A 9643-nucleotide genomic window follows, 5' to 3' on the forward strand; every position below is an offset into this window, starting at 1 on the left:
CGGATCCTGCCTTGCTCACCCGCCGTTCCACCCTCGGCCTTCTCGCCGCTGCTGCCACATTGCCGTCACGCGCGCTCGCCCACGTCGCGCCGCCGCGCAACGAGATCCGCGATAGCCTCGCAAAGCGCTTCACCGATCTCGGCACATCAGGCACCTTCGTCGGCTACAAGGTCGAGGAGTATCTGATCGTCGCTTCCGACAAGGAGCGCTCGGGCGAGGGGAAGCTGCCGGCCTCGACCTTCAAGATTCCGAACTCGCTGATCGCGCTGGAGACCGGCGTCGTCACTGACCCCGACAAGGACGTGTTTCCCTGGGACGGCGTGAAGCGGCCGATCGAAGCCTGGAACAAGGACCACACGCTGCGCAGCGCGATCGCGGTCAGCGCGGTGCCGGTCTATCAGGAGATCGCGCGCCGCATCGGGCAGGAACGCATGCAGAAATATGTCGACGAGTTCGACTACGGCAATCGCGACATCGGCGGCGGCATCGACCAGTTCTGGCTCACCGGCAATTTGCGCATCGATCCGGTCGAGCAGATCGATTTCGTCGACCGCCTGCGCCGTCGCGCGCTGCCGATCTCAAAGCGCAGCCAGGATCTGGTCGCCGACATCCTGCCGGTGACCAAGGTCGGCGACAGCGTCATCCGCGCCAAATCCGGCCTGCTCGGCGCCGAGCGCGGCGAGCCGTCGCTCGGCTGGATGGTCGGCTGGGCCGAGAAGGGCGAGGCCCACACCGTGTTCGCGCTCAACATGGATTGCAAGGAGCCGCGCCTTGTCGGCGAGCGCATGCCGCTCACGCAAGCCTGCCTTGCCGAGATCGGCGCGATATAGCGCTACCGCGCCGGCGCCGCTCGATTAGCATCCTCCCGACCAAGCAAAAACAAAGGTCGGGAGGAGACAATGAATTCAACGCCACTCTGGCTGTCGTCGCTCACGCTTGCCGCCGCGGGCGGCTGGCTCGCCGCCACGATGTTTGCCGGCCCCGCCACCAGCAAGGAGCCACGCTTTCCTCAGCTCACCATGGACCAGCTGGATGCGAAGCAGAAACCGCTTGGCGAGCAGATCATGAAGGTGTCGAGCGTCGGCATCGGCGGACCCTACAATCCCATGATCCGCAGCCCCGTGCTCGGCCAGCGCCTGTTCGACCTGTTCTATTATCTGCGCTGGGAGACCTCGGTCCCGACCAAGCTCAACGAGTTCGCGATCCTGATCATCGGCCGGCAATGGCGCTCGCAGGTGGAGTGGTTCGCGCACGCGCCGCTTGCGGCGAAAGCGGGCCTGTCGCCCGACATCATCGCGGAGCTCAAGGCCAACAAGCGGCCGTCAAAGATGGCCGAGGACGAGGCCGTGGTCTACGACTTCGTCACCGAGATCACCACGACCAAGAAGGTCAGCGACGAGACCTATGCGCGGGCGAAGAAGGTGTTCAGCGATCAGCAGATCGTCGATCTCACCGCGGTTGCCGGCAACTACGTGATGGTGGCGATGCTGCTGGCCATGGCGGAAGAGACGGTGCCGCCGGACAAGCAGGAGCCGTTTAGGCCGGGCGAGCCGTAGGGCTCGCGAGAAACCCGCGACAAAATTGCGGTGCCGTAGGGTGGGCAAAGGCGCGTAGCGCCGTGCCCACCATCTCTCTATTTGGTACCGCGATCGGTGGGCACGCTTCGCTTTGCCCACCCTACGACAGTGCGTGTGGAGCAGGCAGTCTCATCCCAACTTGAACAACACCTGCAAAAACTCCTCCACCGCTTTCCGCGACTCCGCGGCGGTCGCCGGATTGCCGCCGACATGCGGGTTCAGCTCGACGCAGGAATCCTTGTAGGAGAACGGCGCCTGCGTCGCGCCGTTCATCAGCACGCCGCCGTCGCCTTCTTTGATCTGGCAATTGCGCACGGTCTGCGCATTGGCTGACACCGCAACCGTGTTGACGCCGAGCAGGCCACTGTCAAAGCCGTGCGCGCTGTCGGGATACTCGGTCAGCACCACGTCGCGCCCGGCGGCCTTGAGCCGCTCGACGAAGGCCCTGCAGCTCCTCACGGGATTGTAGTCGTCGGGCGTGCCGTGGAAGATGCGGATCGGCCGTGCGGCGACATCGCTATCGCCGACATAGGTGGTCGAGCAATCCGGATAGAAGGGAATGTAGGCCGCGAAGTGGATGCCGGACTTGTTCCAGAGCTTGTTGAAGCGGTCGAGGCTCGCATAGAGCGTCGCCTGTCCGCCGCGCGAGAAGCCCATGAGCACGATACGGTCGGGGTCGACGCGCGGATGTTTCGCCAGAATCTCCAGCGAGCGGTAGATGTCGACGATCAGGTTGAGCCGGCCGAGCAGGGCCTGGTTCGGCCCCACCACCGTCAGTCCGCGGCCGGTAAAGCCGTCGATGACGAAGGTCGAGATGCCCATGGCGTTGAACGCGTGCACCCAGGCCTCGGTGGTGGCACCGACGCCGCTGGAGCCGTGCATCAGCACCACGACGGGGAGCTTGCCCGTGCCCTGCGCGACACGGAATTCGCCGGCGACCGTCACCGGCTTGCCGGCGGCTGCATCGCCGCTGAGGAATTGCTGGTCGGACAGGGTGAGCGAGGGGATCGGGTAGATCTCGGCGCGGGTGGCGACTTCCTTCGGAAGCGCCTGCGCATTGGCGAGCACGGTGGACGCGCAGAGCGCAATGAGCACCATCGCGGCGCGGAATGCCGTCGGCATCGGATACTCCCTGATATTTTCGTTCAGTAGAACAACGCGCCCGAGCGCTGTCAATTTGTCGCGGGCCGGACTCAGCCCTTGTCGACCGTCTTCTTCGCCATCAGCGCCTGGTCGATCGCGAAGCCGCCGATCTCGCTCATGGCCTGCGAGATCACGTCGCCGCGCCTGGCAAAGCCGCTGGAGAGATAATCGAACTGCGTCCGCGCCAGCCGCAGCACCTCGATCGGCACCGAGACGACGGTCTCGTTGAAACTGTCCACGGAGGCGCGCAAGCTGTCGAGCTCAGCGGTGAGCTGGACGATATGGCTTTCCGCGTGCTGCATCAGGCCGAGCAGCTTGTTGCGTTCGGCATCGAATGCCGCGCGCTCCGCGGCGGCTGCCGCGGTGACCTCGGCAAGCTGGGTGCGCAGCGCCTCGATCTGGCCGACCATGGCATCGGAGGCGAGCTCGGCGGCCTCGCGCAGCTCGGTGCTGCGCGAGCTCTCTTCCTGCGCCTGATGATAGAGCCGCTCGGCCGACATCGCCCGCTGGCTCAGCGATTCGATCAGGCGGGCTGCCCGCAGCAGCATCTCGCCGTTCCGTCCCGACACCATGCTGGCCATGCGCCGCAGGAAGTCGATGGTTTCGGACGATGGGTTCGGCGGCAGTGGGACGACCGTCGCGGACATGATGTTGCTGGAGCCAGGCCATGATGACAGCCGCCGTACCGACTGGGCTCACGCAACATTCGGCGCCTGATCGCAAGGCCTTGAAGCAAGCCTGAATCGGCTGGCCCGGTCAACCGGCCGGGCCGCCAATTTTCCGGGCCGGGTCAGGCGTCCTTCTGCCGCCCGATCCGCCCCAGATGGGTGAAGCCGAACCCGGCGGAATATTTCAGGCCGTAGCCGAGCGCCCGGTCGATGCCGATATGGGCGAGCCAGATCAAGGCGATGGACAGGGTGAGGGGCGAGGCGAGGCCGAAGCCCAGCGTCAGCAGCGTCACCGGCGCCATGTAGCTGTGGGCGGCGTTGTAGACCATCGCGCCGAACCTGGCGTCGGACAGGTATGCCAGGAAGCTCAGATCGGGCACGAAGAACAGCAGGGCAAACACCAGCCACGACCCGTCCCAGGCCCAGTACAGCATCACCATGCCCACAAACAGGGTCAGGCCCTCCAGCCGCAGCAGGATGTTGACGCCGCCTGTCGCAGCCCCCGTCTCGGCCGTTCCTTCCGTCATGCTCGCCTCCCGGACAAAACTTTGTAATTCCTTGCGCTTTCCCGCTACGGCAAGGCAGCCCTGCGACGGCGAAAGCGGCTTTCCGGCCCGCAAAATGCCGTGTTAGAACCCCGCATCACTTAAGACCTGGCGGGAGCAAATGAAACATATCCTGGACGCCCTTGAAGATCGTCGTGCCGGCGCAAAGCTCGGCGGCGGGGAGAAGCGCATCGAGGCGCAGCACGCCCGCGGCAAGCTGACCGCCCGCGAGCGCATCGAGCTCCTGCTCGACAAGGGATCGTTCGAGGAGTTCGACATGTTCGTCGAGCACCGCTCCACCGAGTTCGGCATGGAGAAGAGCAAGGTGCCCGGCGATGGCGTCGTTACCGGCTGGGGCACCGTCAACGGCCGCAAGACTTTTGTCTTTGCCAAAGACTTCACGGTGTTCGGCGGCTCGCTGTCGGAAACGCACGCGCTGAAAATTACAAAACTCCAGGACATGGCGATGAAGGCGCGGGCGCCCATCATCGGCCTCTATGACGCCGGCGGTGCCCGCATCCAGGAAGGCGTCGCGGCGCTCGCCGGCTATTCCTACGTGTTCCGCCGCAACGTGCTGGCCTCGGGCGTGATCCCGCAGATCTCCGTCATCATGGGCCCCTGCGCCGGCGGCGACGTCTATTCGCCGGCCATGACCGACTTCATCTTCATGGTGAAGAACACCAGCTACATGTTCGTCACCGGCCCCGATGTGGTGAAGACCGTCACCAACGAGGTCGTCACGGCGGAAGAACTCGGCGGCGCCTCGGTGCACGCCACGCGCTCCTCGATCGCCGACGGCGCCTTCGAGAACGACGTCGAGACTCTTCTGCAGATGCGGCGCCTGATCGACTTCCTGCCGTCCAACAACACCGACGGCGTGCCGGAATGGCCGAGCTTCGATTCGATCGAGCGCCTCGACGATTCCCTCGACACGCTGATCCCCGACAATCCGAACAAGCCCTACGACATGAAGGAGCTGATCCTGAAGGTCGTGGATGAGGGCGACTTCTTCGAGATCGCGGAGAGCTTTGCCAAGAACATCGTCACCGGCTTTGGCCGCATCGCCGGCCGCACCGTCGGCTTCGTGGCCAACCAGCCGATGGTGCTGGCGGGCGTGCTCGACAGCGACGCCTCGCGGAAAGCCGCACGCTTCGTGCGCTTCTGCGATGCCTTCAACATCCCGATCGTCACCTTCGTCGACGTGCCGGGCTTCCTGCCGGGCACCGCGCAGGAATATGGCGGCCTGATCAAGCACGGTGCAAAGCTGCTGTTCGCCTATTCGCAGTGCACCGTGCCGCTCGTCACCGTCATCACCCGCAAGGCCTATGGCGGCGCCTTCGACGTCATGGCCTCGAAGGAAATCGGCGCCGACATGAACTATGCCTGGCCGACCGCCCAGATCGCGGTGATGGGCGCCAAGGGCGCGGTCGAGATCATCTTCCGCTCCGACATCGGCGACCCCGACAAGATCGCCGCGCGCACCAAGGAATATGAAGACCGCTTCCTGTCGCCGTTCATCGCGGCGGAGCGCGGCTACATCGACGACGTCATCATGCCGCACTCGACCCGCAAGCGCATCGCCCGCGCGCTGGCGATGCTGAAGGACAAGAAGACGGAAATGCCGGCGAAGAAGCACGACAATTTGCCGTTGTGAGGAAACGTAGCCCGGATGAGCGCAGCGACATCCGGGTTCTTGCCCAGGGGTCCCACGTGTCGCTTCGCTCATGCGGCTACCGGTTGAGAGGAACGTGCGTGCGAACCAAAGATCAGGTGTAAGTCGTGTTGCCGTCGCTCCATGACTATTTTCTGATTTCTTATGAGGTCCACTGCGAGGCACGCCGCATCACGTTGCGTGCACGGCCTGATACCAGGCCGCATCCGGCATCAGACCCGTCGTTGGACCGCATCGTCGTGTTTGATGGTGTGGAAGGCTACCACTTTTGGGACGACGCGTTTGGCAGCATCATCTTTTCGTTGACGGAAGTTCCGGTCGAGAAGCTTCTTCTCGATCGTCAAACTGAGATCAAAGAGTCTTATCGGATGTCCGGGGCGCCGGGGCCATGGGCCGCGGACCTCGCTTCGGCTGACGCAGTGCTAAGCGCCAAGGGCATCCGGGGATTCGAACTCTACTCTTCGTACGGGTTGTCCGGCTGGCTTCTCGCGAAGCAGTTGGAGGTAAGGGGCGGACCTCAATCAGCCGTCTAGCGACGTTGCGACCGGCGGGTTACGGCTTCGCCTGACCCGCCCTATATGTAGGTTCAGTTCATGCCGCGACAGCCTCAATTTCGTAGCCAATGACCGAAGACGATCCAACCGACGAAATCTCCGACATCGAAGATCGGATCGAGCGGCTCGCCGAGATCGCCGAGCGCTGCCGCAAGTTCATTCTGGCGTCCAAGATCGCCATCGGTGGTGGGGCGGCGCTGCTGTTGGTGACGATCCTCGGCCTGCTCGGAACAGGTCAAACCGCAGCGCTCGGATCGATAGCACTCGTGCTCGGCGGGATTGTCTCGCTCGGTTCGAACGTCAGCACGTTGCGGCAGACGGACGACGCCATCACTGCTGCGGAGGCGCGGCGTTCGGCGTTGATCGGCAGCATCGACCTCAGGGTCGTCGCTGATGCGCCCTTGAAGCTGGTGTGACGCATCCAGCGCCACCAGGCCTCACGCGACGGTCTTGAGCGTCAGCTCCGACAATTCCGTGCGGCATTCGGCGGCGAAGGCTTGAAGCCGCTCGGCGGCCTGCCGGTCGAGGATGGCTTTGGCCAGCCGCTCGGCGCGGGCGATCTGTTGCTTGAGATATTCGATGCGGGTCATGTGTCGACTTTCGAATTGCTTGGTTCCGGCGGTGGCGACTGTATGCCAGCGCACTGGATTGATTGTGTGAGGCGCGTCACGTCCCGCGCGCCTTATCCGCCGCTGCGAAATGCGCCATCTGGTCCGCGCGGGCCTTGATGAAAGCGGGGCGGGCGGTGGCGCGCGCGAGATAGGCGCGGCAGGCCGGATGGTCCGCGAGCCCGTCGAAACGATCGACGGGGCGCAGCACGTCCGCCATCAGGATGTCGGCGACGGAGAAGGAGCCCGCCAGCCATTCATGGCCGGCCAGCACCGGCTCGAGATGCTTGAGGCGGATCTTCAGGAAGCCGTCGACGAATTTTGCGGCCGGTGAACCGTCATCGCTGCCGGTGAACTTGAACATGGACCATGGCAGGCTTGCCATCTCCACCGAATTGAGCGCCGCGAACACCCATTTTGTCGCCTCGCCGCGGCCGCGCGGATCTGATGGCATCAGCTTCGCGCTGAGTTCGCCGAGATGCAGCAGGATCGCCCCGGTCTCGAAGATCGAGAGCTCGCCGTCGGTCAGCCACGGCACCTGGCCGAACGGCTGGTGCGCGAGGTGCTCAGGCCCGCGGTCGCCGAACGGCGTGCTGGCGACGCGATAGGGCAGGGACGCCTCTTCAAGCGCCCAGCGCACCCGGAGGTCACGCACGAAACCGCGCGGCTTTTCGGGAACCCAGTCGAAGGTGGTGAGGGTGAGGTCAGCCATGTGGAGTCTCCGTGCTGTCTTACGCATAGGACGGATGAGGGCCGCGCGTTCCGACAGTGAGCGACGTTTTTTCTCCACGGGCGGCGTTCGTAGGGTAGGCAAAGGCGCGCTTGCGCCGTGCCCACGATCTTTCGCTAGGGACCGAGGTGGTGGGCACGCTCCGCTTTGCCCACCCTACGGCAGCGTGGCTCCCTTACTGCCCGAGCTTCGTCAGACCTCGTAGGATGGGTTTCGCTTCGCTCTGCCCATCCTACGGGACCTCGAGCTTGCTCAAAGATGACCGAAGACGACCCGACCGACGAAATCTCTGACTTCGAAGATCGGATCGAGCGGCTTGCCGAGATCGCCGAGCGCTGCTGCAAGTACATTCTGTCGTCCAAGATCGCCATCGGCGGTGGGGCGGCGCTGCTGTTGGTTACGATCCTCCGTCTGTTCGGATCAGATCGCTGCGCTCGGATCGATTGCTCTGGTGCTGGGCGGAATCGTCTCGCTCGGATCGAATGTCAGCACATTGCGGCAGACCGAGAGCGCCATCGGTGCTGCGGAAGCGCTTCGGTCTCAACTGATCGGCAGCATCGACCTTCGGATGGTCAGCGATGCGCCCATGAAACTGATGTGACGCGGGCGCGCGCGTAAGGACGACCGCTCTGCGAGGGGGACTTGGCTGCCGTAGCTCGACGGGCAAAGGTCGAAGCGCCGCGGCGCGAAATCAGCCGCACCAGTCGCTTGCAATCGCCTCCCGGTGGCCTACGATGTGTTGCGTGTCTACCTTGAAGGAGCGCAGCCATGGAACTCACCGTGGTGCCCATCGTCAAGCCTGACGCCGCCAACTTCATCTTCGGCCAGTCGCATTTCATCAAGACCGTGGAGGACCTCCACGAGGCGCTGGTGGGGGCTGTCCCCGGCATCCGCTTCGGGCTGGCCTTTTGTGAGGCCTCCGGCAAGCGGCTGGTGCGCTGGTCGGGGAACGACGAAGCCGCGATCGCGCTTGCACGCGACAACGCAACGGCCATCGGCGCCGGCCATACATTCCTGATCTTCCTGGGCGACGGATTCTTTCCAGTCAACGTGCTGGCTGCGGTGCGCGCGGCGCCGGAGGTCTGCCGCATCTACTGTGCGACGGCCAACCCCACACAAGTGATCGTTGCGCAAACGGAGCAGGGCCGCGGCGTGCTCGGGGTGGTGGATGGCTCCTCCCCGGTGGGTGTCGAAACCGACGAGGACATTGCGTGGCGGAAAGACCTGCTGCGAAAGATCGGCTACAAGCTGTAGCGACTGGATACCGGTGATCGGCCGAATCCATTCGTTGTGCTCAGCGGTCGACGTGAATTGTGTACCTCTTGGAGAGCGCACGATCATGAAGGCCTTGCTGCTCGTGTTTGCCACGGTTGTCCTGCTCGTGCTTGCCATGGCTGTCGTCGCGCGGGAAGCGACCGCACAGGACGCACCACAGGATGCACAATGCGTCCGCGAGCGCGCCGCCATGGTCGAAACCATCCGGACCTACGCCCGGTCCGCCGCCGGTGTTCTGGGACAGCAAGGCCTGTCGGAGAGGGTCCTTGAGGCCATGGCGCAAACGCTGCGCCATCTGTTCATCCCCGAGCGATCCTGCTCTGTCGCGTACGCGGATCGACCGATACCGATCGGCCTCGGCCAGACCATATCGCAGCCCTATGTCGTCGCCTTGATGACCCAGTTGGCCGAGGTCGCGCCCGATCATGTTGTGCTCGAAGTCGGTACAGGTTCGGGCTACCAGGCCGCCATTCTTGCGCGCCTGGCGCAAAAGGTCTGTACCATCGAGATCATCCCGCAACTGGCCGAGACCGCCGCGAAAACACTAAGAGACCTCGCATATGACAACGTGAGCGTCAGGCTCGGCGACGGCTACGATGGCTGGCCCGAATGCGGTCCTTTTGATGCCATCGTCGTGACTGCGGCGCTCGGGCAACCACCGCCGCCGCTGATCGAGCAGCTGAAGGTGGGGGGCCGGCTCGTCATGCCGGTGGGACCAGCTTATACGACCCAGCAGCTCACGGTCGTCGAAAAAGTCGCCCCCGGCAAGACAACGACTCGCACCGTTGCCCTCGTGCGCTTTGTCCCGTTCACGCGCTCACAAAATTAGTCCGTAGGGTGGGCAAAGGCGCGTTTGCGCCGTGCCCACGAT

The 9643-nt window shown here is 64.2% G+C and carries 12 protein-coding genes and 1 pseudogene; 8 read left to right on the forward strand and 5 right to left on the reverse strand.

All coding sequences use genetic code 11. The features are described 5' to 3' along the window. Positions 1 to 11 precede the first annotated feature (11 nt). Positions 12 to 830 (forward strand): class D beta-lactamase, encoded by an 819-nt coding sequence (blaOXA, locus tag XH79_RS35185; RefSeq protein WP_271584645.1) that lies wholly within the window; start codon positions 12 to 14, stop codon positions 828 to 830. 69 nt (positions 831 to 899) lie between these two features. After that, complete coding sequence (locus tag XH79_RS35190; RefSeq protein ID WP_271584646.1) at positions 900 to 1556, forward strand: carboxymuconolactone decarboxylase family protein; 657 nt, start codon at positions 900 to 902, stop codon at positions 1554 to 1556. A 150-nt stretch (positions 1557 to 1706) separates the two neighbouring features. Here XH79_RS35190 and XH79_RS35195 read toward each other — a convergent pair whose 3' ends face one another. From XH79_RS35195 to XH79_RS35205, 3 genes are all read right to left on the reverse strand, one after another. Then, a complete protein-coding gene (locus tag XH79_RS35195; protein ID WP_271584647.1) occupies positions 1707 to 2699 on the reverse strand; it encodes a dienelactone hydrolase family protein in 993 nt (330 codons plus the stop codon). Positions 2700 to 2770: 71 nt separating this feature from the next. Beyond that, positions 2771 to 3367 (reverse strand): hypothetical protein, encoded by a 597-nt coding sequence (locus XH79_RS35200; protein WP_271584648.1) that lies wholly within the window; start codon positions 3365 to 3367, stop codon positions 2771 to 2773. 143 nt (positions 3368 to 3510) lie between these two features. Then, the gene (locus XH79_RS35205; protein WP_212345889.1) at positions 3511 to 3915 is read right to left on the reverse strand and encodes a DUF4260 domain-containing protein; all 405 of its coding nucleotides are present in this window, start codon (positions 3913 to 3915) and stop codon (positions 3511 to 3513) included. A 139-nt stretch (positions 3916 to 4054) separates the two neighbouring features. Here XH79_RS35205 and XH79_RS35210 point away from each other — a divergent pair, with 139 nt between their 5' ends. The 3 genes from XH79_RS35210 (at position 4055) to XH79_RS35220 (ending at position 6575) form a co-directional block, all read left to right on the forward strand. Next, positions 4055 to 5587, forward strand: a complete 1533-nt coding sequence (locus tag XH79_RS35210; protein ID WP_018647278.1) for an acyl-CoA carboxylase subunit beta — start codon at positions 4055 to 4057, stop codon at positions 5585 to 5587. A 125-nt stretch (positions 5588 to 5712) separates the two neighbouring features. Further along, a complete protein-coding gene (locus XH79_RS35215; RefSeq protein WP_271584649.1) occupies positions 5713 to 6138 on the forward strand; it encodes a hypothetical protein in 426 nt (141 codons plus the stop codon). 89 nt (positions 6139 to 6227) lie between these two features. Further along, positions 6228 to 6575, forward strand: coding sequence for a hypothetical protein (locus tag XH79_RS35220; RefSeq protein ID WP_212345883.1), 348 nt, complete (start codon positions 6228 to 6230; stop codon positions 6573 to 6575). A gap of 21 nt (positions 6576 to 6596) precedes the next feature. On the opposite strand, the gene XH79_RS35225 is transcribed toward XH79_RS35220, so the two are convergent. Together XH79_RS35225 and XH79_RS35230 are read right to left on the reverse strand one after the other, a co-directional pair. Further along, complete coding sequence (locus XH79_RS35225; RefSeq protein WP_271584650.1) at positions 6597 to 6749, reverse strand: hypothetical protein; 153 nt, start codon at positions 6747 to 6749, stop codon at positions 6597 to 6599. Between the two features lie 76 nt (positions 6750 to 6825). Then, positions 6826 to 7479, reverse strand: coding sequence for a glutathione S-transferase family protein (locus tag XH79_RS35230; protein WP_271584651.1), 654 nt, complete (start codon positions 7477 to 7479; stop codon positions 6826 to 6828). Between the two features lie 276 nt (positions 7480 to 7755). On the opposite strand from XH79_RS35230, the pseudogene XH79_RS35235 reads away from it, so the two are divergent. The 3 genes and pseudogenes from XH79_RS35235 to XH79_RS35245 all read left to right on the forward strand — a co-directional run bounded on the left by XH79_RS35235 (position 7756) and on the right by XH79_RS35245 (position 9601). After that, positions 7756 to 8098: pseudogene (locus XH79_RS35235) on the forward strand (hypothetical protein). Positions 8099 to 8265: 167 nt separating this feature from the next. Continuing rightward, a complete protein-coding gene (locus XH79_RS35240) occupies positions 8266 to 8751 on the forward strand; it encodes an adenosine-specific kinase (protein WP_271584652.1) in 486 nt (161 codons plus the stop codon). 85 nt (positions 8752 to 8836) lie between these two features. Next, positions 8837 to 9601: a protein-L-isoaspartate(D-aspartate) O-methyltransferase gene (locus tag XH79_RS35245; protein WP_271584653.1), complete on the forward strand. Its 765-nt coding sequence runs from the start codon at positions 8837 to 8839 to the stop codon at positions 9599 to 9601. Positions 9602 to 9643 lie beyond the last annotated feature (42 nt).

The organism is Bradyrhizobium sp. CCBAU 45389 (assembly GCF_028128625.1).
GTDB lineage: Bacteria > Pseudomonadota > Alphaproteobacteria > Rhizobiales > Xanthobacteraceae > Bradyrhizobium > Bradyrhizobium liaoningense_B.

What these genes read in the sequence shown, in the direction of transcription:
- XH79_RS35220 (WP_212345883.1), top strand. Translation starts at nt 6,228, where the DNA reads ATGACCGAAGACGATCCAACCGACGAAATCTCCGACATCGAAGATCGG.
- XH79_RS35245 (WP_271584653.1), top strand. Translation starts at nt 8,837, where the DNA reads ATGAAGGCCTTGCTGCTCGTGTTTGCCACGGTTGTCCTGCTCGTGCTT.
- XH79_RS35190 (WP_271584646.1), top strand. Translation starts at nt 900, where the DNA reads ATGAATTCAACGCCACTCTGGCTGTCGTCGCTCACGCTTGCCGCCGCG.
- XH79_RS35230 (WP_271584651.1), bottom strand. Translation starts at nt 7,479, where the DNA reads ATGGCTGACCTCACCCTCACCACCTTCGACTGGGTTCCCGAAAAGCCG.
- XH79_RS35240 (WP_271584652.1), top strand. Translation starts at nt 8,266, where the DNA reads ATGGAACTCACCGTGGTGCCCATCGTCAAGCCTGACGCCGCCAACTTC.
- XH79_RS35205 (WP_212345889.1), bottom strand. Translation starts at nt 3,915, where the DNA reads ATGACGGAAGGAACGGCCGAGACGGGGGCTGCGACAGGCGGCGTCAAC.
- XH79_RS35225 (WP_271584650.1), bottom strand. Translation starts at nt 6,749, where the DNA reads ATGACCCGCATCGAATATCTCAAGCAACAGATCGCCCGCGCCGAGCGG.
- XH79_RS35200 (WP_271584648.1), bottom strand. Translation starts at nt 3,367, where the DNA reads ATGTCCGCGACGGTCGTCCCACTGCCGCCGAACCCATCGTCCGAAACC.
- XH79_RS35210 (WP_018647278.1), top strand. Translation starts at nt 4,055, where the DNA reads ATGAAACATATCCTGGACGCCCTTGAAGATCGTCGTGCCGGCGCAAAG.
- XH79_RS35195 (WP_271584647.1), bottom strand. Translation starts at nt 2,699, where the DNA reads ATGCCGACGGCATTCCGCGCCGCGATGGTGCTCATTGCGCTCTGCGCG.